This is a genomic window from Streptomyces sp. NPDC006174 (genome assembly GCF_040614075.1).
Taxonomy (GTDB): Bacteria; Actinomycetota; Actinomycetes; order Streptomycetales; family Streptomycetaceae; genus Streptomyces.
Genome location: NZ_JBEXTJ010000020.1, coordinates 49,285 through 72,221, shown reverse-complemented (window position 1 = coordinate 72,221; position 22,937 = coordinate 49,285). Strand labels below are relative to the sequence as shown.

At 71.5% G+C, this 22,937-nt stretch carries 19 protein-coding genes, 1 pseudogene and 1 riboswitch; of the genes and pseudogenes, 13 read left to right on the top strand and 7 right to left on the bottom strand.

Features of this window, described 5'->3' with window-relative positions:
• Nucleotides 1-15: 15 nt before the first annotated feature.
• The 3 genes from ABZ267_RS32225 to ABZ267_RS32215 all read right to left on the bottom strand — a co-directional run bounded on the left by ABZ267_RS32225 (nt 16) and on the right by ABZ267_RS32215 (nt 3,532).
• Entirely contained in the window at nt 16-645 is a 630-nt protein-coding gene (locus ABZ267_RS32225; protein WP_356754234.1) for a DUF5995 family protein, read from the bottom strand.
• Between the two features lie 125 nt (nt 646-770).
• Nucleotides 771-2,165, bottom strand: coding sequence for a solute carrier family 23 protein (locus ABZ267_RS32220; protein ID WP_356754232.1), 1,395 nt, complete (start codon nt 2,163-2,165; stop codon nt 771-773).
• A 125-nt stretch (nt 2,166-2,290) separates the two neighbouring features.
• On the bottom strand, nt 2,291-3,532 hold the full coding sequence (locus ABZ267_RS32215) for an MFS transporter (RefSeq protein WP_356754230.1): 1,242 nt from the start codon (nt 3,530-3,532) through the stop codon (nt 2,291-2,293).
• Between the two features lie 160 nt (nt 3,533-3,692).
• On the opposite strand from ABZ267_RS32215, the gene ABZ267_RS32210 reads away from it, so the two are divergent.
• Nucleotides 3,693-4,868 (top strand): ROK family transcriptional regulator, encoded by a 1,176-nt coding sequence (locus ABZ267_RS32210; RefSeq protein ID WP_356754228.1) that lies wholly within the window; start codon nt 3,693-3,695, stop codon nt 4,866-4,868.
• Nucleotides 4,869-4,961: 93 nt separating this feature from the next.
• Here ABZ267_RS32210 and ABZ267_RS32205 read toward each other — a convergent pair.
• Nucleotides 4,962-5,707 (bottom strand): annotated as a pseudogene (locus ABZ267_RS32205) (NAD(P)H-binding protein).
• 126 nt (nt 5,708-5,833) lie between these two features.
• Nucleotides 5,834-8,197: a glycosyl hydrolase family 18 protein gene (locus tag ABZ267_RS32200; protein ID WP_356754226.1), complete on the bottom strand. Its 2,364-nt coding sequence runs from the start codon at nt 8,195-8,197 to the stop codon at nt 5,834-5,836.
• A 300-nt stretch (nt 8,198-8,497) separates the two neighbouring features.
• Nucleotides 8,498-8,628, top strand: a riboswitch (FMN riboswitch).
• 161 nt (nt 8,629-8,789) lie between these two features.
• Between ABZ267_RS32200 and ribD the strand changes: the two genes are divergently transcribed.
• From ribD to ABZ267_RS32150, 10 genes are all read left to right on the top strand, one after another.
• On the top strand, nt 8,790-9,884 hold the full coding sequence (gene ribD / locus ABZ267_RS32195; protein ID WP_356754224.1) for a bifunctional diaminohydroxyphosphoribosylaminopyrimidine deaminase/5-amino-6-(5-phosphoribosylamino)uracil reductase RibD: 1,095 nt from the start codon (nt 8,790-8,792) through the stop codon (nt 9,882-9,884).
• A complete protein-coding gene (locus tag ABZ267_RS32190; protein ID WP_356754222.1) occupies nt 9,885-10,568 on the top strand; it encodes a riboflavin synthase in 684 nt (227 codons plus the stop codon).
• Complete coding sequence (locus tag ABZ267_RS32185) at nt 10,565-11,209, top strand: nicotinamide mononucleotide transporter family protein (protein WP_356754220.1); 645 nt, start codon at nt 10,565-10,567, stop codon at nt 11,207-11,209. Before ABZ267_RS32190 ends, ABZ267_RS32185 begins: the two co-directional genes overlap by 4 nt.
• Entirely contained in the window at nt 11,206-12,510 is a 1,305-nt protein-coding gene (locus ABZ267_RS32180) for a bifunctional 3,4-dihydroxy-2-butanone-4-phosphate synthase/GTP cyclohydrolase II (RefSeq protein WP_356754218.1), read from the top strand. Before ABZ267_RS32185 ends, ABZ267_RS32180 begins: the two co-directional genes overlap by 4 nt.
• Nucleotides 12,511-12,548: 38 nt before the next feature.
• Nucleotides 12,549-13,034, top strand: coding sequence for a 6,7-dimethyl-8-ribityllumazine synthase (ribH, locus tag ABZ267_RS32175; protein WP_018512495.1), 486 nt, complete (start codon nt 12,549-12,551; stop codon nt 13,032-13,034).
• Nucleotides 13,035-13,069: 35 nt separating this feature from the next.
• Complete coding sequence (locus ABZ267_RS32170) at nt 13,070-13,342, top strand: phosphoribosyl-ATP diphosphatase (protein WP_018490177.1); 273 nt, start codon at nt 13,070-13,072, stop codon at nt 13,340-13,342.
• 58 nt (nt 13,343-13,400) lie between these two features.
• A complete protein-coding gene (gene hisG / locus ABZ267_RS32165) occupies nt 13,401-14,249 on the top strand; it encodes an ATP phosphoribosyltransferase (protein WP_356754215.1) in 849 nt (282 codons plus the stop codon).
• A 68-nt stretch (nt 14,250-14,317) separates the two neighbouring features.
• Nucleotides 14,318-14,779 (top strand): PH domain-containing protein, encoded by a 462-nt coding sequence (locus tag ABZ267_RS32160; RefSeq protein WP_356754214.1) that lies wholly within the window; start codon nt 14,318-14,320, stop codon nt 14,777-14,779.
• A gap of 201 nt (nt 14,780-14,980) precedes the next feature.
• Nucleotides 14,981-16,390, top strand: coding sequence for a hemolysin family protein (locus tag ABZ267_RS32155; protein ID WP_356754212.1), 1,410 nt, complete (start codon nt 14,981-14,983; stop codon nt 16,388-16,390).
• Nucleotides 16,387-17,490 carry a hemolysin family protein gene (locus ABZ267_RS32150; RefSeq protein WP_356754210.1) on the top strand — a complete coding sequence of 368 codons (1,104 nt, stop codon included), beginning with the start codon at nt 16,387-16,389 and terminating at the stop codon, nt 17,488-17,490. Before ABZ267_RS32155 ends, ABZ267_RS32150 begins: the two co-directional genes overlap by 4 nt.
• Before the next feature lie 85 nt (nt 17,491-17,575).
• On the opposite strand, the gene ABZ267_RS32145 is transcribed toward ABZ267_RS32150, so the two are convergent.
• Entirely contained in the window at nt 17,576-19,510 is a 1,935-nt protein-coding gene (locus ABZ267_RS32145; RefSeq protein WP_356754322.1) for an AAA family ATPase, read from the bottom strand.
• A gap of 359 nt (nt 19,511-19,869) precedes the next feature.
• Nucleotides 19,870-20,499, bottom strand: coding sequence for a hypothetical protein (locus tag ABZ267_RS32140; protein ID WP_356754208.1), 630 nt, complete (start codon nt 20,497-20,499; stop codon nt 19,870-19,872).
• 185 nt (nt 20,500-20,684) lie between these two features.
• Between ABZ267_RS32140 and ABZ267_RS32135 the strand changes: the two genes are divergently transcribed.
• The gene (locus ABZ267_RS32135) at nt 20,685-22,052 is read left to right on the top strand and encodes a peptidase C39 family protein (RefSeq protein WP_356754206.1); all 1,368 of its coding nucleotides are present in this window, start codon (nt 20,685-20,687) and stop codon (nt 22,050-22,052) included.
• 97 nt (nt 22,053-22,149) lie between these two features.
• Nucleotides 22,150-22,932: an SAM-dependent methyltransferase gene (locus tag ABZ267_RS32130; RefSeq protein WP_356754204.1), complete on the top strand. Its 783-nt coding sequence runs from the start codon at nt 22,150-22,152 to the stop codon at nt 22,930-22,932.
• Nucleotides 22,933-22,937: the final 5 nt, after the last annotated feature.

Here is a 22,937-nt window from a genome sequence, read left to right as displayed (position 1 = left end):
GTACGTACGCGGGCGTCAGCGGCACGGGGTGAGCAGGAAGCGCACCACGAGCCCGGCGCCCGCGTCGTTCTGCCGCGCGAACTCCTCGGCCGCCGACGGGAATCCGCGCAGCCGCCAGAGCACCCGTGCCGCCGTCCAGGCGGCCTCACGGGCCCGCTCCAGGCTCCAGGTGCTCACCAGGTGAGTCAGCGGATCCGCGATCCGGAGCAGATCGGGCCCCGGCATCAGATCGTCGTGGATCCGCTCCTCCAGCAAGGCGAGAAGATCACCCACCCGCTCGAACTCACCTTCCAGCGCGGCCGGTTCGCAGTCGCGCGTGCGGCAGGTCTCCACCACGGCCAGGACCAGGTCGTGCGCGATGTGCGCATGGAGCCCGGCCAGAGCGAATTGCACCGGGCGTACGCCCGTGTGGCACCGGTACTGGAAGAGCGGCCGCCTGCACTCCGGCGCCGGCCTGCCCGCATCGGCCGCGTCGAGGGCCGAGAGGTAGCGCTCGGCGAGACGGGCGTCGAGAGTGCTGGTGGGTGCGGCCTCCCATGCCACCGCCAGCCGTACGTCGTGGAAGACCCCGACCCCGTCCCCAGGTGGCCACCGGTGAGGGCGGGCGAGCACTGCCGGTTCCGCGAACTGTTCGATCTGCGCCATGTGCGGAGCGTGGCAGCCCCGGGCCCGGCGCGGCACCGACCGGCCGAAGGTTCATCGGAACGGACGAACGGCGGTGCCGGAAGAGGGGTTCGAGGAGTACGCCCACGGCCTGAGCCCGGTATGCCTCAGGACTTCTCGGTACGGCCCGGCTTCTCGTCGTACGTCGACGTGCCGGAGTCCAGCAGCGGTTCCTCGGTCTTCAGATGCGCCGGAGCGAAGGCGCGCAGGACGTGGTAGCCGGTGATCACGACGAGGGTGCCGAGCGCGATGCCGCCCAGTTCGAAGTTGTCGGTGATCTTCAGGCTGACGCCGCCGACGCCGATGATGATGCCCGCCGCGGCCGGGACCAGATTGAGCGGATTGCGCAGGTCCACCCGGCCGTTGAGCCAGATCTGCGCGCCGAGCAGGCCGATCATCCCGTACAGGATCACCGTGATCCCGCCGAGCACCCCGCCCGGGATCGCCGCGACGACCGCGCCGAACTTCGGGCAGAGGCCGAAGAGCAGCGCGAAGCAGGCGGCCGCCCAGTAGGCCGCGGTGGAGTAGACGCGGGTGGCGGCCATCACGCCGATGTTCTCGGAGTACGTGGTGTTGGGCGGGCCGCCCACGGCGGTGGAGAGCATCGACGCCGCGCCGTCCGCCGCGATGGCGGTGCCGAGTTTGTCGTCCAGGGAGTCGCCGGTCATCTCGCCGACGGCCTTCACATGGCCCGCGTTCTCCGCGACCAGCGCGATCACCACGGGCAGGGCCACCAGGATCGCGGACCACTCGAAGGCCGGGGCGTGGAAGGACGGCAGTCCGATCCAGTCCGCCGCGCCCACGCCCGACAGGTCCAGACGCCAGTGGTCGACGGCCTCCGCGCCGCCCGCCGGAGAGTGGATCTTGCCGAAGACCAGGTCCAGCACCCAGGAGAGCAGATAGCCGAAGACCAGCCCGAGGAAGATCGCGATCCGGGAGAGGAAGCCGCGCAGGCACACCACGGCGAGGCCGGTGGCGAGCATCACCGCCAGCGCGGTCCACTGGTCCTGCGGCCAGTACGTCGACGCGGTCACCGGCGCCAGGTTGAAGCCGATCAGCATGACCACCGCGCCGGTCACCACCGGTGGCATCGCCGCATGGATGATCCGCGCGCCGAACCGCTGCACCGCGAGGCCCACCAGGAACAGGACGGCGGCGACCACCAGCACCGCGCCCGTGATGGTCGCCTTGTCACCGCCGCTCGCCTTGATGGTGGCCGCGACGCCGACGAACGAGAGCGAGCAACCGAGGTAGCTCGGCACCCGGCCCTTCGTCGCCAGCAGGAAGATCGCGGTCGCGACGCCGGACATCATGATCGCGAGGTTCGGGTCGAGACCCATCAGGACCGGAGCGACGAACGACGCACCGAACATCGCCACCACGTGCTGGGCGCCGAGTCCGAACGTACGCGGCCAGGAGAGCCGCTCGTCGGGGCGGACCACCGCCCCGGGCGCGGGGGTCTTCCCGTCGCCGTGCAAGGTCCAGCGCACGCCGAGGCTCATGGTTGCTCCCTGAAAGGTCTGCTCGGTGTGCCGGCCGGTCTGCGATCCGGACTTCGGTGTTCACCTGCGGAAAAGATCAGCGCCATGGTAGTGGTGCGGCGCCGATCCTCGTCGCCGGGGCGTGCTCAGCTCCCGGCCGGACTCTTCGCCGCCGTACCGCCCAGCGTGGCGCCGGAACCGGGCCCGGCCACCTTCCGGTCGCCCGCTCGCAGCACGCCGGCACCCAGCACCAGGCCGAACGCCAGCGCGGTCACCACGCCGAAGGACGCCACCAGCGAGGTCGTCTCCGCCAGTGCGCCGATCGCGGACGGCGCGATCAGGCTGGAGGTGTACGTGATGGTGGCGACGCCCGCGATGGCCTGGCTCGGGTTCGGCCCGCTCCGCCCGGCCGCCGCGAAGGCCAGCGGCACCACGACCGCCACGCCGAGGCCCAGCAGCCCGAAGCCGCCCAGCGCCGCCGCCGGCGACGGCGAGAACACCACGAGCAGCCCGCCGACGGTGGCCAGCGTCCCTCCCACCCGTACGGTCCGCACCGCGCCGAACCGGTCCACGATCCGGTCCCCGGCGAGCCGCGCCACCGCCATCGTCAAGGCGAAGGCCGTGGTGGAGGCGGCCGCGACCCCGTCCGAGCTGCCCAGGACGTCCCGCAGGTAGACCGCCGACCAGTCCAGGCTGGCGCCTTCCGCGAAGACCGCGCAGAACCCGACGGCTCCGATGATCAGCGCCGACCTCGGCGGCAGGGTGAAGCGCGGCGGCGGCTCCTCGTCCGGTTCGCTGCGCAGGTCCAGTACGCCTCGGCAGGCGAACAGCCCCAGCGCCGTCAGCACCAGCGCGGCGATCGTGTGGTGGAGCCGGGCGTCGGCGCCGATGTGCGCGGCGACCGTGCCCGCCGCCGAACCGGTCAGCGCGCCCACGCTCCACATCCCGTGCAGCCCTGACATGATCGACTTGTCGAGCCGGTTCTCCACCTCCACGCCCAGCGCGTTCATCGCCACGTCGGACATCCCGGCCGTGGCCCCGTAGACGAACAGGACGGCGCAGAGCGTCAGCAGGTTCGGCGCCAGCGCCGGCAGGATCAGGGCCGTCGTCCACAGCGCCAGCAGCCCGCGCAGCGCGGTCCGCGCGCCGAACCGGTGGCTGATCCGGCCCGCCAGCGGCATCGCGATCGAGGCGCCGATCGCCGGAAAGGCCAGCGCCAGGCCGAGCTGGCCCGCGCTCACTCCGGCGTGGTCCTGGATCCAGGGCACCCGGGTCGCGAAGCTGCCGGTCACCGCCCCGTGCACCGCGAAGACGCCTGAGACGGCGATCCGCGCCCGCTTCACCTGCTCCAAGCTGTCAACCGCGGTGGCGGTCGGTTCCTTCGTCATGCGGGCGGTGCCCTCCCCTGAGAGATCCGGACGGCGTCCGGGACATCCTGACTGCGTCGCGTAAACTATCAGGAACCCTGCCTGATAAATAGTTTTTTCCGGTGGCCCTTCTCCACCGACCCGGGAAGGGGGCTCCTCAGTGGTCTGGAAGGATCCCGGTATGCCCGCATCACCGAGCACGGCTCGGGCCATCAACGACCGCCTCGCCCTGCAACTGCTCCAGCAGGACGGCCCGTTGACGGCCGCACAGCTCAAGACCTTGACCGGCCTCTCCCGCCCCACCGTCGCCGACCTGGTGGAACGGCTGCAGGGCGCCGGTCTGATCCATGTCGTCGGCGAGTCCGGCGCCGTCCGCCGGGGCCCCAACGCCAAGCTGTACGGGATCGTCGCCGACCGGGCGCACCTCGCCGCCCTCGACGTGCGCACCGGCAGCGTCTCCGTGGTCGTCGCCGATCTGCTCGGGACCACCCTCGCCGAGGCCACCCTGCCCATCGCCGACGACACCGGCACCGGACCCGCCGTCGAACAGGCCGTCGCGCTCCTGGAGCGCACCGCCCGCGAGGCCGGATCCGTACCTCTGCACAGCGTCGGCATCGGCGCACCGGGCCTGATCGACCCGGCCACCGGCGAACTGCGCGACAGCACCGGCCTGCCCGCCTGGCACCGGGGCCTGGTCCGGGTGCTCCAGCAGCGGCTGCCGGCGGCCGTCCTCGTCGAGAACGAGACCAACCTCGCCGCCGTCGCCGAACACCGCGCCGGTGCCGCTCTCGACCGCGAGACCTTCGTCCTGATCTGGCTGGGCCAGGGCATCGGGGCCGCCGTGATGCTGGACGGCAAGCTGCGTCAGGGCGCCTCCGGCGGCGCGGGCGAGATCGGCTTCCTGCCGGTGCCCGGAGTGGCCGGACTGCCCTCGGCCGTCGACTGCGAGGGCGGCTTCTTCTCGCTGGCCGGTTCGGCGGCCGTCTGCGAACTCGGCGCTCGGCACGGCATCGCGGGCGAAGGGCCGACGGAGGCCGCCGCCGTGGCCGCCGTACGCACGGCACTGGAGGCGGGCGAGCGCGGAGAGCCGTTCCTGGACGAACTGGCCGACCGCCTCGCGCTCGGGGCCGCGGCCGTCGTCTCGGTCCTGGACCCCGGCTGCGTCCTCCTGGCCGGCGCGGTCGGCGAGGCCGGAGGCCCCGCGCTCGCCGCCCGGGTCGAGGAGCGGCTCGCGCTGATGTCACCGCTGCGCACCGAGGTCCGGGCCGGTTCGCTCGGGGACGGTGCGGTGCTGCGCGGTGCGCTGCTGACCGCCCGGGACGCGGCCCAGGACGCGCTGTTCGCGCCGGGCGGCTGAGCGCCGCACGGCCGACGGAAGGTAGGGCTGAGGAACCGTGCAGCTGCCGGGACACACAGCCCGTACGGTCGTGCCCAGCCCGTACGGCGGTGCTCAGCCCGCCCGCCGGTGCCGCCGCGCCAGGAACTCCTCGAACGGCACCGTCCCCACCGCGTGCTCCGGGCTGAGGTGGCCGCCGCTCCGGTATCCCGCGTACGCCTTCCCCGCCAGCCGCACCGGCACCACCGCCGCCTGCGTGCCGTCGTACGGAGGTAGGAGGCGGCCAGGTCGGTCAGCTCGCGAACCTCCGGCCGGCCCAGGTCCGGCACCCGGCCCGCCGGTGCGCCGAGCGCCAGAGCGGCCAGCCGGTCGGCGACCTCGGCGCTGTCGACGGGCTGGACAGAGACGCCGGCGGGCACCGGCAGCACAGGCAGTTTCGCCGCGCCGGAGACGATGGACAGGACCAGGTCGTGGAATTGCGTGGTCCGCTGGATCGTGGACCCGATCCCGGAGTCCTCGATCATCCGCTCGACCCGGTGCTTGACCGTGTAGTAGCCGAGCGGCACCCGGTCCACGCCCACGATCGAGATGTAGACCAGATGGGGCACGGCGGCCCGTTTCGCCGCTTCGATCAGGAAGCCCGCGGCCCGGTCGTCGCCGCCGCGCGGCGAGGTGGCGCAGTGCACGATCGCGTCGACCCCGTCCACCGCCGCGTCCAGCCCGTTGCCGTCGCGGAGGTCGACGGCGTACGAGGGTGAGCGGCGGCTGAGTCCGCGGACGTCGGCTCCTTCGGTACGCAGCCGGTCGGCGACCTGACGGCCGAGTGTTCCGGTGGCACCGGTGACCAGAATCGTCGTCATGGGGCCAGCCTGCCAGAGGCGCGGCCGGGCGGCGGGAGCGCGTGAAGCCCCGGCGGTGGACGCCGGGGCTTCACGTGTGTGGTGCGGTGAGTTCACAGGGGCCGGGGGCTCAGCCCCGTACAGGAGCTAGCAGGCGCCCTGGTCCTTCCAGACGCCCCACTCGCCCGTGGTGCCGGGCTTCTCGCCCTTCGTCCACCACGAGGCCTTCCACTGGCGGCCGTCCTGGCTGACGGTGGAGCCGCCGCCGTACTCGGTGTTCGCGTTCCACGCCGGGGCCGTGCAGGTGCCGCCCGGCTGCGTCGGCGTCGGGGTCGGCGTCGGAGTGGGGCCGGTCGGCGTCGGGGTCGGCGTCGGGTTGGTGCCGGTGCCGGGCTCGACCAGCGTGGTGCCACGGGCCAGGTCACCGGCGAGGGAGTAGGACTTGCCGCCGAAGGTCACGGTCCAGTTGGACGGCGTGGAGGTCGGCAGGTAGTAGACGAAGTCCAGCTCCACCGAGGCGCCGGGCGCCACCGTCTGCCAGGCCGGGAGCTTCAGGGAGACCCGGTTGTAGGGGCCCTTGAGCCCGCCGACGTTGTTGGCGGCCGTGTGGTCGCTGCGGACGATCGACGTACCGAAGCCGGACTGGTCCTTGGCGTTGGCCGGCGCGGAGGTGGAGTAGTCGAACTGGAACTCCGTGCCACCGGGCAGCGTGGCCTGGGTGCGGTTGGTGATCTTCAGCTTCGGGCTGATCGGGTAGTTGGAGTCACCGAGCGCGAACTGGTTGAAGGAGACGTCGATGTTGACGGCCTCGGTGGGCAGCGTGACCGTGGAGCGCTTCGCGCCGTACGGGGCCGCCGACTTGAAGGCGTCGTACATCGTGGTGGTCAGCGTGTTGCCGGTCTCGTACTGGCCCTTCGCGGCGTTCCACTGATAGTCGCCCGCCAGCTCCCAGATCATCGTGCCGCCGATGCCCTTGTCGACCACGTACTGGGCCTTGCGCTGCACCGACTGCTCGTCCTCGGTGGAGAGGAAGACCTTCTTCTGCGCGTTCCACAGCCACGGCGCGACCAGCGTGGAGTCGTACTTACGGACGTAGGTGCCGGTCAGCTGGGTGTTGGCCGGGAAGCCGTAGCTGGCGAGGTAGTCGCCGGCGATGCCCTTCTCCAGGTTCTTCGCGTGCCACATCGGGTTGGAACCGGCCGGTGATTCCTTGCCGTTGTCGTCCTTGTCGTGCCACAGGTTGTCGATGCCGACCGCGCCGTCACCGCACTTGGTCAGACCCGCGCCCGCCGGGCAGGTGGTCGCGGCGGCCTTGCCCCACAGGCCGTCGGTGCCGCCCTGGACGTTCTTGAAGCCGCGGGTGTAGTACGGCAGGCCGATGTTGATCCGGCCGGCCGGCATCGAGCCGCGGAAGTAGTGGTAGGCCCAGTCGGTGTTGAGGTAGCCGAGACCGCCGTACTGCGAGGTGGTGTAGACGCCCGCCTGCGCCAGCTCGTTGTCCTTGCCGTCGTCGAACAGCGAGGCGTTCGGGCCGACGTACTCGTTCCAGGCGCCGTGCAGGTCGTAGGACATGATGTTGACGTAGTCCAGGTACTTCTGCATCTGGTACGTCTCCATGCCCCGCAGCAGGTAGCCGGAGGACGGGGCGGCGACGGTCAGCAGGTAGTGCTTGCCGTCGGCGGCGCCCGCGCGGTCCAGCTTCTCGCGCAGGGTCTTCATCAGGGCGTCGTAGCCCTTGACCAGACCCGCGCGGCGGCCGTTGGCCAGCGTGTGGTCCATCGGGTTGCCGGCGTCCTTCATGGACGTCGCGTACTCGTAGTCGATGTCGACGCCGTTGAAGCCGTACTTCTTGATGAAGGTGACGGCCGAGTCGGCGAAGGTGTTGATGCCGGTCTGGTTGACCGAGCCGTCGGCGTTGGTGGCCATCGAGTAGAAGCCGCCGGAGTTGACGCGCTTGCCGTCCGGACCGAAGTAGCCGCCGGTCTCGGCCCAGCCGCCCACGGAGACCAGGGTCTTCACGTCCGGGTGCAGCTTCTTGTACTTGGTCAGGAGGTTGAAGTGGCCCTTGTAGGGGAGTGCCGGGTCCATCTCGGCGCCTGCGACACCGGGCCAGGTCATTCCGGTGGAGGCGTTGTCGGCGCTGTCGGGACCGACCGAGAGCTTGTTGGCGCTGTCGACGTGCGCGAAGGCGTAGTTGAGGTGCGTGACCTTGTCCCAGGGGATGTTGGGGACGAGGTAGGCGTCCTTGCCGTCCTTGCCGGTACGCCAGTTGGTGAAGTAGCCGATGACACGGCGCTTGTGGTCGGCGCCCATCTTCTCGCGTCCTTCACCGTCGTAGACGGTGCAGTACGCGGTGTCGGCGCCCGGGGTCTTGTACAGGCCGTCGGGACGACAGGACTCGTGGTCGACGGCGGCGGCCGACGGGGTGGCGGCGAGGGAGGTCATCAGCAGGCCCGCGACTGCGGCGCCGGCGGCGAGCAGCGTGGCTCTCGCTCGGGTGGGGGACAGCATGTGGACGTTCCTCCTGGGGAGGTCGGCAGAACACAACTGGCAAAGGGGTGGGTCGTGTCGGGGTCCCGGTGTGCGCACACCGTGGGACCGAACCTCGGAGGTGACGCAGAGATTAAGAGGACTAGACCAGTGCGTCAATAGGTCTGGACCTTTACCGCTCAACTTTCTGAATGACTACGTTGTCGCCCACTTGTCGGGTTTCCTCCGGGCGGGTTTGCGCCAGGTATCTTGTGACCCAGCCCACAGTGCTCACCCGCATGGCCGAGGAGCGTCCGTGGCAGACTGGTTCCGTACCAGTAGCAGCGCACTCCGGGGTCGGTGCAATTCCGAACCGGCGGTTATAGTCCGCGACCCGTCCGCAGCCAGCGGCCGGTTGACCAGGTGAGATTCCTGGACCGACGGTTAAAGTCCGGATGGGAGGCAGTGCGCGGCGGTTTCTTCATCGGTACGCCGCCGTAGGCGGACGCATGGCCGGGATGGTCCGGATCCTTGCGTCCCTTCTCGGGTTTTTCGGCGTTTCCCCTGGTGAGCCGCTTCATCTGTCGACATCGACAGGCCCCGGAGTCCGTGCCCGAAGAGGCAGGAGGACCCGGTGGCCACCGCAGCCGACATCACCGCCATGGGCCGAGCCGTCACGCTCGCCGCCCGCGGTCTCGGCTCCACCAGCCCCAATCCGGTCGTCGGATGTGTCATCACCGACGCCTCCGGAGCCGTGGCCGGTGAAGGCTTCCACCAGCGCGCCGGAGGGCCGCACGCCGAGGTCCACGCGCTGCGCGCGGCCGGTGAGCGGGCCCGGGGCGGCACCGCCTACGTCACTCTCGAACCCTGCAACCACACCGGCCGCACCGGCCCCTGCGCCCAGGCCCTCCTGGCCGCCGGGATCAGCCGTGTCGTGTACGCGGTCGGCGACCCGAACCCGCAGGCCACCGGCGGTGCCGAGACCCTGCGCGCGGCCGGCGTCCAGGTCGAGCGGGGCCTCCTCGCCGATGAGGCCGAGGCCGGGAACGCCGCCTGGCTCACCTCGGTCCGCCTCGGCCGGCCGTACGTCCTGTGGAAGTACGCCGCCACCCTGGACGGCCGGATCGCCGCCGCCGACACCACCAGCCGCTGGATCACCTCGCCGGAGGCCCGCGCCGACGTCCACCGGCTCCGTGGAGAGGCCGACGCGGTGATCGTGGGCTCCGGCACCGCCCGCGCCGACGACCCCCAGCTCGGCGTCCGAGGCATCGACGGCGCCACCCAGCCCCTCCGCGTCGTCGTCGACACGAACGCCACCGCCGTCAAACCCGGCGCCCGGGTCCTGGACTCCACCGCGCCCACGCTGATCGCGGTCGCCGCCGACGTCCCGGCCGGCCACCTCCCGGAGGACACCGTCCTGCGGCTGCCCCGCGCCGCCACCGGCCTGGACCTCGACGCCCTCCTCGCCGCGCTCCACGAGCGCGGCGTCCTCTCCGTACTCCTCGAAGGCGGCCCGACGCTCGCCGGAGCCTTCGTCGCCGCGGGAAAGGTCGACAAGGTCGTCGGCTATCTCGCTCCGGTCCTCCTCGGCGCGGGCCCCGCGGCCCTCGGCGACGCCGGAATCACCACCATCTCCCGCGCGTTGCGCCTCGATGTGACCGAGACGGTCCGCATCGGCCCCGATCTGCGCGTCACCGCCGCCCCCGCCCCTGCTCGGAAGGGAAACTGAGTGTTCACCGGAATTGTCGAAGAACTGGGTGAGGTCACCGCCGTCGAGCAGCTCGCCGACGCCTCCCGCTTCCGGCTGCGCGGCCCCGTCGTCACCGACGGCGCCAAGCACGGCGACTCCATCGCGGTGAACGGCGTCTGCCTCACCGTCGTGGAGACCGGCGACGGCGAGTTCACCGCCGACGTGATGGCCGAAACCCTCAAGCGCTCCAGCCTCGGCGCTCTCACCACCGGCTCCCGGGTCAACCTGGAGCGGCCGATGGCGCTCGGCGGCCGGCTCGGCGGACACATCGTCCAGGGCCACGTGGACGGCACCGGCACCATCGTGGAGCGCACGCCTTCCGAGCACTGGGAGATCGTCAAGGTCTCCCTGCCGCCCGAGCTGACCCGGTACGTCGTCGAGAAGGGCTCCATCACCGTCGACGGCGTCAGCCTCACCGTCGTCGAGGCGGCGGCCGACCACTACTTCACCATCAGCCTCATCCCCACCACCCTCGCCCTGACCACGCTCGGCCACAAGCAGCCCGGAGACCCGGTCAACCTGGAGGTGGACGTGATCGCCAAGTACGTCGAGCGGCTGCTCGGCGACCGGTCCGGCTCCGTACAGGGCCCGCTGCTCGGAGACCAGGCCGCCGGGCAGGACCCGCTGCCGGGAAGCGATCTGTCCGGGCAGGACCCGCGATGAACACCGTCTCCTGGCTCAACTCCGAGGCCTTCACCGTCTTCGGCCAGCACATCAAGTGGGCCGACATGATCGGCAACCTCATCGGCCTGGCCGCCCTGGCACTCGGCTGGCGGCGCTCCATCTGGACCTGGCCCGCCCAGCTCCTCGCCGGCGCCATCCTCTTCACCGCCTTCGCCTCCGCCCACCTCTCCGGCAGCGCGGGCAAGCAGCTGGTCGTCATCGTCGTCGCCTTGTGGGGCTGGCAGGCCTGGAAGCGCGGCAAGCAGCAGGCCCAGGACGGCTCCCTCGCCGTCCGCTTCGCCACCTGGCGCGAGCGCGGTGTGCTGATCGGCGCCGCGGCGCTCGGCACGCTCGCCGTCGGCGGCCTGTTCACCCTGTTCCCGTCGCTCTCCTGGGACCCGTGGCCGGACGCGTACATCTTCGTCGGCACGATCGTCGCCATGTACGCCCAGGCCAAGGGCATGGTCGAGTTCTGGTTCGCCTGGCTCCTGGTCGACCTCGTCGGCGTCCCGCTGAACTTCGCCAACGGCTTCGCCTTCTCCGGCTTCGTCTACATCATCTACGGCGCCCTCGTCCTGTGGGGGATGCGCGACTGGTGGCTGCGTACGCGGACACCCGCTCTGGAAGGAGCCACGGCATGACTGCTCAGCCCACCTGGCTGCACCCCGGCCACGACCCGCTCGCCGAGGACCTCTCCCTGGACCCGGTCGAGCAGGCCGTCCGTGACATCGCCGCCGGCCGGCCCGTCGTCGTCGTGGACGACGAGGACCGCGAGAACGAGGGCGACCTCGTCATCGCCGCCGAGATGGCGACCCCGGAGATCGTCGCCTTCATGATGAGCGAGTGCCGCGGCCTGATCTGCGCGCCGATGGAGAGCGACGAGCTGGAGCGGCTCGAACTCCCGCAGATGGTCACGGACAACACCGAGTCGATGCAGACCGCCTTCACCGTCTCCGTCGACGCCTCCGCCGCCCACGGCGTCACCACCGGCATCTCCGCCGCCGACCGCGCCACCACGCTGCGGATGCTCGCGGGCGGCACCGCCGGACCCGGCGACTTCGTCCGTCCCGGCCACATCTTCCCGCTGCGCGCCCGCACCGGCGGCGTCCTCGTCCGCAACGGCCACACCGAGGCCGCCGTCGACCTGGCCAAGCTCGCCGGACTCCGTCCCGCCGGAGCCATCGTGGAGATCGCGGGCGAGGACGGCACCATGCTGCGCCTGCCCGAGCTGATCCCGTTCGCCCGCAAGCACGGCCTCACGATCATCTCCATCGAGGACCTGATCGCCTACCGCCGCAGCGCCGAGCCGACCGTCCGCCGCGAGGCGCAGACCCGGCTGCCCACGCAGTTCGGCGACTTCACCGCGTACGGCTACCGCTCCACCGTCGACGGCGTCGAACATGTCGCGCTCGTCCACGGCGACATCACGGAGAACGGCGGCGAGGACATCCTCGTCCGCATCCACTCCGAGTGCCTGACCGGCGACGTCTTCCAGTCCCAGCGCTGCGACTGCGGCCCTCAGCTGCACGCCTCCATGCGGCGCATCACGGAGGAGGGCCGGGGCGTCGTCGTCTACCTCCGAGGCCACGAAGGACGCGGCATCGGCCTGCTCTCCAAGCTCCGCGCGTACGAACTCCAGGAGCGCGGCGTCGACACCCTGGACGCCAACCTGGAGCTCGGCCTGCCCGCCGACGCCCGCGACTACGCGGCCGGCGCGCAGATCCTCACGGACCTCGGCGTACGCAGCCTCCGGCTGATGACCAACAACCCGGAGAAGACCGACGCCGTCCTGCGCCACGGACTCGCCGTCACCGGCCGGGAGCCCATGCCCGTCCAGGCCGGCGAGCACAATCTGCGGTACCTGCGCACCAAGCGCGACCGCATGGGCCACGACCTGCCCTGGCTCGACGGCGCTCCCGCGTCGCCCTGCGCCAACCAGTAACGACCGACCACTTCTACGTCACGAGTTTCAGGAGAACCATGAGCGGCAAGGGTGCCCCCGAACTGTCCGTACGCAACTGCGCCGACCTGCGGGTGGCCGTCATCGCGGCCCAGTGGCACGAGAAGGTCATGGACGGCCTCGTCGACGGCGCCCTGCGCGCCCTGCACGAGCTCGGCATCGACGAGCCGACGCTGCTCCGCGTCCCGGGCTCCTTCGAGCTGCCGGTCGTCGCCAAGGTGCTCGCCGGCCGCGGTTACGACGCGATCGTGGCCCTCGGCGTGATCATCCGCGGCGGCACCCCGCACTTCGAGTACGTGTCCCAGGGCGTCACCCTGGGCCTCACGCAGGTCACCGTCGACACCGGCGTGCCCGTCGGCTTCGGCGTACTGACGTGCGACACCGAGGAGCAGGCGCTCGACCGGGCGGGCATCGAAGGGTCCAACGAGGACAAGGGGCACGAAGCGGTCACCGCCGCCGTGGCCACAGCGGCCACGCTGCGGACCGTCAGCGAACCCTGGCGCTGAGTGCCCTCCGGCGACCCCGTATTCTGAGGACCATCATGGCGAATAAAACCTTCGAAGAGCTCTTCGCCGAGCTCCAGCTCAAGGCCGCCGAAGGCGACCCCTCCACCTCGCGCACCGCCGAACTGGTGGACAAGGGCGTCCATGCCATCGGCAAGAAGGTCGTCGAGGAGGCCGCCGAGGTCTGGATGGCCGCCGAGTACGAGGGCAAGGAAGCCGCCGCCGAGGAGATCTCGCAGCTGCTGTACCACGTCCAGGTGATGATGGTCGCCCGTGGCATCTCGCTCGACGACGTCTACGCCCATCTCTGAGCCCGGCCCGAGCACCGCACAACCCCCGTTCTCCCTCCGCACAAAGGAACCTGACCTCATGCTGCGCATCGCCGTCCCCAACAAGGGTGCACTCTCCGGCTCTGCGATGGCGATGCTCCATGAGGCGGGTTACCAGCAGCGCAAGGAGTCCAAGGAGCTGGTCCTGGTCGACCCGGCGAACGAGGTCGAGTTCTTCTACCTCCGCCCGCGCGACATCGCGATCTACGTCAGCTCCGGCAAGCTCGACATCGGCATCACCGGCCGCGACCTCCTCCTGGACTCGGGCGCCGACGCCGAGGAGATCCTCCAGCTCGGCTTCGCCCGCTCGACCTTCCGCTACGCCACCAAGCCCGGCACCGCCACGGGCCCGCAGGACTTCGACGGCATGACGATCGCCACCTCGTACGAAGGCATCGTCGCCGCCCACCTCGAGGAGTCCGGCGTCAAGGCGTCGATCGTCCACCTCGACGGCGCGGTCGAGACCGCCATCGAGCTCGGCGTCGCCCAGATCATCGCCGACGTCGTCGAGACCGGCACCAGCATGCGCAACGCCGGACTCGAAGTGATCGGCGACCCGATCATGACCTCCGAGGCCGTCGTCATCCGCCGCAACGGCGCGCCGGCCGACGACCCGAAGGTCCAGCAGTTCCTCCGCCGCCTCCAGGGCGTCCTGGTCGCCCGGTCCTACGTGATGATGGACTACGACTGCCGCGTCGAGCACCTGGAGCGCGCCGTCGCCCTCACGCCGGGCCTGGAGTCGCCGACCATCTCGCCGCTGCACCACAAGGGCTGGGTCGCCGTCCGCTCCATGGTCGCCGCCAAGGAGGCCCAGCGGATCATGGACGACCTGTACGAGCTCGGCGCCCGCGCCATCCTCACCACGGCCATCCACGCCTGCCGTCTCTGAGCACCACGGCGATCCACGCCCGAGGCCTCTGAGCGCCCGGCCACCGCACAACCCGAGAGAAGAGCCCGATGTCCGCGCCCCGGCCCGAAGTCCCCGCCCTCCCGGTCACCTTCCGGCCCACCCGCACCCGGGTGGTCCTGCTGAGCGTGGGCCTGGCGATGTTCCTCGTCATCACGGTCATCGCTCTGATGCTGGAGCGGCTCAATCCGGGGGAGCGGATCACCTTCGTCTTCGTCGCCGCGCTCTTCTTCGGCGTCCTGGCCCTGCTCAGCAGGCCCAAGGTGACGGCCGACGAGGCCGGGGTCACCGTCGTCAACCTCACCCGGACCCGCAGGCTGGCGTGGGAGGAGATCCTCCGCGTCAACCTGCGCTCCGGCGACCCCTGGGTCTTCCTCGACCTCAGCGACGGCACCAGCATGCCCGCCCTCGGCATCCAGCCCGGCATCGCCAAGCAGCAGGCCATCCGCGACGCCCGCGCCCTGCGCGCCCTCGCCGAGTCCCGTTCGACCACCGGCGACGCCACCACCTGACCGGCGGAGCACCCGCGCCGCGCGGAGCCCTGTTGTCTACGCTGGTGGACGGCGGCGCCCGTGCGCCCCACCCCGCCCGATGCACGGCCCTCCATCCAGGGCCCGCGGGGCTTTCCTGCGACCCAAGGAGTGACTCCCTCCAGCAATGGACGGATCGTCCGGTAGTACCTGCGCCGCCCCTTCACCGGAGGCGGCGGCCTCATGACCACGCCTCTGCTGCTCCTCGCGGCGGCTGTCCTCCTCATCCTCGCCAACGGATTCTTCGTGGCGGCCGAGTTCGGGCTCGTCACCGTGGACCGGCCCGACGCCGAACGCGCGGCCGCCGAAGGCGACCGGCGGGCCCGTACCGTCGTCCACGCGCTGCGCGAACTCTCCTTCCAGCTCTCCGGCACCCAGCTCGGCATCACCATCACCTCGCTGGTCGTCGGCATGCTCGCCGAACCGGCCCTCGCCCAGCTGCTCGCCGGACCCCTCACCGCCACCGGACTGCCCGCCGGCGCGGTCCCGGGCGTCGGCATCGTCATCGGGATGCTGCTGGCCTCCGCCGTCCAGATGGTCGTCGGCGAACTCGTCCCGAAGAACTGGGCGGTCTCCCGGCCGCTCCAGGTCGCCCGCTTCGTCGCCGGACCGCAGGCACGCTTCGCCACCCTGCTGCGGCCCGTCATCACCGCGCTGAACACGCTGGCCAACCGGCTGGTCCGGCTCTTCGGCGTCGAGCCGACCGACGAACTGGCCTCCGCCCGCACCCCCGGCGAACTGGTCTCCCTGGCCCGCCACTCCGCCGAGGCCGGCACCCTGGAACAGGACACCGCCGACCTCTTCGTACGGACCCTGTCGCTCGCCGGGCTCACCGCCCAGCACGTCATGACGCCTCGCGTGAAGGTCAGCGCCCTGCACTCCTCCGCCACCGCCGCGGACGTCCTCAACCTCACCCGCGCCACCGGCCTCTCCCGCTTCCCGGTCTACCGGGACCGCATCGACGAGGTCGTCGGCATGGTCCACCTCAAGGACGCCCTCGCCGTCCCGGCCCACGAGCGCCTGCGCACTCCGGCCGGCACGATCGCCGTCGCCCCGCTCCTGGTGCCCGGCACGCTGCCCGTCGAGCGGCTGCTGCGGCGGCTGCGCCACGAGCAGCCGATAGCCGTCGTGGTCGACGAGTACGGCGGCACCGCCGGAGTGGTGACCTTGGAGGACATCATCGAGGAGCTGGTCGGCGAGGTCCGCGACGAGCACGACGCGGAGGGCTCCGACCGCCCCGAACTCACCGCCGCCACCGGCGAGGACGGCCGTCCGGCCTGGGACGCCGAAGGCAGCTGCCGGGTCCACACCGTGCGCCGGGCCGGCCTGGAGCTGCCGGAGGGTCCGTACGAGACCGTCGCCGGGCTCGTCGCCGACCTGCTCGGCCGCATCCCCGCGCCAGGCGACCGGATCGCACTTCCCGGCTGGCGTATCACCGTCCGCCGGGTCGGCCACAACCGCGCGGAGAGCGTCCGCTTCACCCGTACGGAGGACCCACCGGAGGACACGGTGACGGATAGCCCGTCGGCGGACACGGTGACGCGGAGCCTGCCAAGTGCCTCCGCGCACGCGGTGCTGGAGGCCGTGCGATGAGCCTGGTCCAGCTCCTGTTCGCCGCCTTCCTCGTGCTGGCGAACGGCTTCTTCGTCGGCGCGGAGTTCGCTCTCGTCTCCGTCCGCCGCAGCCAGATCGAACCGCTGGCCGCACAGGGATCGAGCCGCGCCCGGACCGTCCTGTACGGGCTGGAGAACCTGCCGCGCATGATGGCCGCCGCCCAGTTCGGCATCACCGTCTGCTCGCTCACCCTCGGAGCCGTCGCCGAGCCGACCGTGGCCCGCCTCCTGGAGCCCGTCTTCCACGCGGTGCACCTTCCCGAAGGCCTCATCCATCCGCTCGGCTTCGCGCTGGCGCTCGCGCTCGTCGTGGCCCTGCACCTGGTCATCGGCGAGATGGTCCCGAAGAACCTCGCGATGGCCGAGCCGGAGCGCACCGCTCTCCGGCTCGGTCCCGGCCTCGTCGCCTTCGCCCGGCTCTGCCGTCCCGTCACCACCGCGCTGGGCGCCTGCGCCGGTGCGGTGCTGCGCGGCTTCGGCGTCGAACCGAAGGACGAGGTGGAGGCCGTCTTCACCAGCGAGCAGCTCAACCGCCTGGTCGGGGACTCCGGCCAGGCCGGGCTGCTCGGCCCGGAGGCGCGGGAGCGGCTGGAGGACGCGTTGATCCTGGGCAGCCGGCCGGTGACCGACGTCCTGCTGGAGCGGGACGGGCTGGTGACCGTGGACCCGTCGGTGACGCCGCGCCGGATCGAGGAGCTGACGGTACGGACCGGCTTCTCCCGCTTCCCGGTCTGCGCGGAGGAGGGCGGAGGGCCGTTCATGGGCTACCTGCACGTCAAGGACGTCCTGGACCTGGAGGACGCCGACCGCGCGGTCCCGCAGCAGCTCTGGCGCCCGATGACCACCGTGCGGGCCGAACTCCCGCTCGACGACGCCCTGACGGTGCTGCGCCGCGCCGCGACGCACCTGGCCCAGGTCGCGGACGGCTCGGGCCGCGTCCTGGGCCTGGTGGCGCTGGAGGACGTTCTGGAGACGCTGGTCGGCGAGGTCCGCGACCCGGCCCACCGTGTGGTGCCGGTGCCGGTGCCGCTGCGGACGGTGGACGCGGCGGGTGCGGAGGACGGGGCGCTGGTGTCCTGAGGCGTACGGATCCGAGGCGTACGGGGGTGGGCGAGGCGCGGTCCTGCCGGTCTGCTCATCCCCGTACAGGCCGGTCCTCAAGGACTCACATCCCGCCCGGCTCCCGCTTGTCCCGGCCGACCGGTCCGCGCCCGGACAGCACCTCGCCGTACGCCTGCATCAGGTCCGGCAGCCGGAGCGTGGACAGGTCCTCCCGGCTCAGCGTCCCCGGATAGCCGGAGAGCCGCAGATCGCGGTAGGCGCAGCTCTTCTCGTACAGCGTGCGCAGGAAGCGGCCGTTGCCCAGCTCGTCGATCCAGCCCTGGTCCACCACATGGCCGCTGATGGAGCGCAGCTCGTCGACCGCCTCCTCGTCCCACACGTCGTCGTTCTCGGCGGCCAGCACGCTGCCGATCGCGGTGAGTTCGAGCGGCCGGTAGCTCGGGAAGTCGACCCGGCTGGTGAACCGGGAGGAGAGGCCCGGGTTGGTGGCGAGGAGCCGGTCCATGCCTTCCGGGTAGCCCGCGAGGATGACGACGAGGTGGTCCCGGTTGTCCTCGGCCCGCTTCAACAGGACCTGGAGGGCCTCGTCGCCGTACGCATCGCCTTTGCTGTAACCGGAGTTGGCCAGGCTGTACGCCTCGTCGACGAAGAGCACCCCGCCGAGCGCCGAGTCGATCAGCTCGTTGGCCTTCACCGCCGTCTGACCCAGGAACTCGCCTACGAGATCGGCGCGTTGGGCCTCGATCAGATGGTCGCCGCCGAGCAGGCCCAGCGCGTAGAAGACCCGGCCGAGGATGCGGGCCACCGTGGTCTTGCCGGTGCCGGAGGGGCCGGAGAAGACGAAGTGGCGCTTCGGCGGCTGGACCGGGAGCCCCTGCTCGGCCCGGAGCCGGGCCATGTTCAGCTGTGCGGAGAGCGCCTTCACCTGACGCTTCACCGGTTCCAGGCCGACCATGCGCTCCAGTTGGGCCAGTGCCTCGGCCAGCAGGACCGGATCGCTCGGCCCGGCCGGGAACGGTGGCGGCTTCCGCGTCCTCGTCCGCCGTACGCCTTCGACCGGGCCGGTCGGCGAAGGCGCCGGGGCGTCCCCGTCACCGTCGCCGAGCAGGCCGGCGTCACCGATCGACCACGGCTCGCGGCCGTCCACCAGGTCGGTCCCCAGCGCCGCGTCGCCGTCCACCAGCGCCTCGGCCCCCGTGCTTTCCGCGCCTCCCGCGCCTCCCGCTCCGAAACCGGTGAGCATCACGGCGGCCAGGTCGGCGGACTCGTCGTACCCGTCGCCCTCCGAGATCGCCGCGAGACGGGCCGAGGTGTCCATGAAGGCCGGATCGACCCGGTGCACCGCCCGGTACAACGGCAGCGCCGCCGCACTGCGCCCGGTGCCCTCATGCGCCCGCGCCAGCCAGTAGCGCAGCTCCTTGCGCTGCGGCTGCTCGCTGCGACAGCGCATCAGGGCGGCGGAGAGCAGCGGTTCGGCCTGTCCGTACATCTCCAGCCGGACCCGGGCCATGCCGCCGAAGAGCCCTGCCTCTATGCCGAGCATCGGATCGTCGACGAGCTGTTCGGTGTATCGGACCAGCTGCTCCCAGTCCTTGACCAGATACGAGCGGCAGGCGTGCAGGAACCGGACCTGCGGGTCCGTGTCCACCGGCGGCAGTCCCGCCAACGCCCGGTCCAGCTCCGGCACATGGCGTCCGTCCAGCCAGTGCGAGGCGTGCGCGAGCAGCAGATCGCGCGGGCTCTCCAGCAGCGGCTGCACCCACCAGCCCAGCCAGTACCAGGAGTTGAGCGGCCGCCGGTGCCGGGTCCGCTGTTCGCCGAAGCGTTCGCGGTGCCGGTACATGCGTAACAGCGCGGTGGCGGTGTCGATGCGCAGCGCGTGGAGGCCGAGCCAGCCGTCCGCCATGCCGGGATCGATCCGTACCGCAGTTCTGAACTCCTCCTCGGCCTGCGGATAGGCGCCCATCGTGTAGGCGTCCATGCCGCGCAGCCAGGCGAGGTCGGCGGGGGCGTGTGCGCCCGGTGTGCCGATGTCCATCAGGTCCCCCACGCCAACCGTTCCCCCAGGATGTCCCGCCCGCACATCATGCCCACCTGAGCGTGCCGAATCACTGCGCGAAGGAAGGGAATTGACCGCACCGAGGTGCATCGTACCCGCGCAAGGAGGAGAGAGCGGGTCATCGGCGGACCGGGCGGATGGTGACCGAGGGTGAGTGAATCGCTCTGTGTGGTCGCCGGGCGGCGGTGCGCGCACAGGACGAAGCCCCCGATCACGGGGGAACAACCGGGGGCTTCGCGTCTGCGGGGGCTCCGAAAAGCCGCACAATGAGAACGTAAGACCAGTAAGGGCCCTCGGTCAAGCCGAGTTGGGGCACTTCCCGGCTGATTTCCGACTGCTCAGTACGGAGGTGTGTGCTGCCTACCGTCGGTGACGAAACGGTTCGCTCCCGCTGTCGCGCCGGGCCCTTCCCGCCACGCGTATCCGCCGGGAACCTGACGTACCAGCAGATCGGCGTACGGGCGTGAAGGGTCCTCGGCGAAGTGCGCCTCCTCGGCGGCGGTCCAGCCGTCCCAGAACTCCGTGAGCCCGGTGCCGTCCCGCGCCCGGCCGCGCTTCCAGGACACCTCCCGCTCCAGCTCCATCCAGCACAGCGCCGCCAGCCACGGCCGCACCTCCCGGCGGCCCGCGCCGACACCTTCGACCAGGACCACCGGAGCCGGCTCCAGGCTCCGCGCCGGTCCGAAGCGCCGCTCGGTCCAGTCGTACGGCGCGTACCGGGCGGCCTCGCCGCGCGCGAAGGGCAGCAGCACCTGGTCCCGCAGCCGCTCCGTCCAGCCGAACAGCTCCTCGTGGGTGGCGAGATCGTCCAGATGGAGCACCGGCGCACCACCCAGCGCCTCCGCCAGCCGCCCGGCGAACGTGCTCTTGCCGGAGCCCGCGTGCCCGTCCACCGCGACCAGTCGCACCGGCCCGCAGGAGGCGGGCAGCGAGCGCAGGGCGGCGGCGTGGCGGACCAGGTCGTTCATGGAGCCAGCGTACGGGCCGGGTCCCGGCCGGCCCGGCGCGCCGCAGGTCACGCCAGTGGTCCAGACCCATATTGGTGGCGCGACGCAGGCCGAAAAGCTGGCCCGGCCGAGGCCGGAGCCGGGATAGTTGGCGCACCGATCGGCATCCGCAGCCCCACTCCCATCCATGACCGGGGGTTTCGCCCATGACCAGTCCGACCTCACGCAGGACCGTCCTGACCGCCGCACTCGCGGCAGCAACGGCAGGAGCGGGCGCCGCCGCATCCGCCGGGCCCGCAGCAGCCGCACCCGCGTCCAAGCCCTCCGCACCCCAGGCAGCCGCACCTCTCGTGGACAACCGTTTCTGGCACACGTACACCGACTGGCGCTGGGGCTCCGGCGACGGCACCCGCGTCCTCGCCGGCGTCCGCCCCGGCCTGGCCATCGCCACCGCCACCGGCCGTACCGACTACACCGATCCGCACACCGGAAAGACGGCCGCCTGGGAGTACGCCACCTGGACCTCGCCGCTCCACCGCTCCGCCGTCCCCGCCACCGAGCTGATCACCTCCTGGAACGCCCGTACGCCCGCGGGCACCTGGATCGCGATCGAGCTGAGCGCCACCTACGCGGACGGCACGGCGACCCCGTGGTTCGTGATGGGCCGCTGGGCCTCCGGCGACGGCGACATCCGCCGCACCTCGGTGGACGGCCAAGGCGACCCGCACAGCTCGGTCTGGACCGACACGCTCTCGGTGGACGACGCGGCGAGCGGCGTACGGTTCACCGCGTACCGCCTCCGCCTCACGCTGTACCGGACCCCAGGCAGCCGCCTGACCCCCACCGTCTGGCGCGTCGGCGCGATGGCCTCCGACATCCCCGACCGCTTCACCGTCCCGGCGACCAGCCCGGCCCACGCCCGCGAACTGCGGGTCCCGCGCTACTCGCAGAACGTCCACATCGGCCAGTACCCGGAGTACGACAACGGCGGCGAGGCGTGGTGCAGCCCCACCTCCTCGCAGATGATCGTCGAGTACTGGGGCCGCAAACCGACGGCCGAGGACCTCGCCTGGGTCCGGCCCGGCCTGCCCGACCCGCAGGTCTGCCACGCCGCTCGGTACACGTACGACTATCAGTACGGCGGCTGCGGCAACTGGCCCTTCAACGCCGCCTACGCCGCCACCTACCGCGACCTGAACGCGGTCGTCACCCGCCTCGGCTCACTCACCGACCTGGAGCGGCTGGTCCACGCCGGAATCCCCGTCATCACCTCGCAGTCCTTCCTCCAGGAGGAGCTGCCCGGAGCGGGTTACGGAACGGCGGGCCACCTGATGACGGTGGTCGGGTTCACCCGCGAGGGTGACGTGATCGCCAACGATCCCGCTTCGCCGGACAACGAGGCGGTACGGCGCGTCTATCCGCGGCGTGCCTGGGAGAACATCTGGCTCCGCACCAAGCGCTACAACGCGAACGGCCAGGTCAGAAGTGGTACGGGCGGGGTCTGTTACGTGTACTGGCCGTCAGGGCCGACGCCGGCGCAGCGCCGCGTACTGCGGTCGTCCGGGCTGCTGTGATCCTGGCCGGGGCGTGTCCGGCGGACTCTGCCGGCGGCGAGGCCAATGTGCCTTCGGAGCAAGGAAGTTGCTGGAATTCGTGCGATAAGTTGACGGTGTGACCGACATCGAATCGCGCATCGACACGACCCGGCCGCACACCGCCCGGATCTGGAACTACTGGACCGGCGGGAAGGACAACTACCCGGTCGACCGGGAGGCCGGTGACCGGATCCGGGCGCTGCACCCCGGCATCGGTGCGTACGCGAAGGCGGACCGGCTGTTCCTGGGCCGGGCGGTACACCACCTGGCCGGTCAGGAGGGCATCCGGCAGTTCCTGGACATCGGTACGGGGCTGCCGAGCGCCGACAACACGCACGAGGTCGCGCAGCGCGCCGCCCCGGACGCGCGGGTCGTCTACGTGGACAACGACCCGCTCGTCCTGGCGCACGCGCGGGCTCTGCTGGTCGGGACGCTCGAGGGCCGCACCGACTACCTGGACGCCGATCTGCGGGACACCGACTCGATCCTGGCCGCCGCGGCGAAGACGCTCGACCTCGCGCGGCCGGTCGCCCTGATGCTGCTCGGCGTCGTCATCTTCATCGAGGACGACGAGGAGTCGTACGCCCTCGTCCGCCGCCTCATGGACGCGCTCGCCCCCGGCAGCCACCTCGTCCTCTCGCACACGGTCACGCACCCGGACATGCCGGACGTCGACGAGGCGGTGGCCTTCTGGAACGAGCACGGCACCCCGAAGCTCACCCAGCGGACCCCGGCCGCCGTCGCGCGCTACTTCGACGGCCTGGAGCTGCTGGAGCCCGGCGTGGTCTCCTGCTCGGCATGGCGGCCGGAGCAGGCGGCGCCGGACGTCGCGATGTACGCGGGCGTCGGCCGGAAGTGACGTCA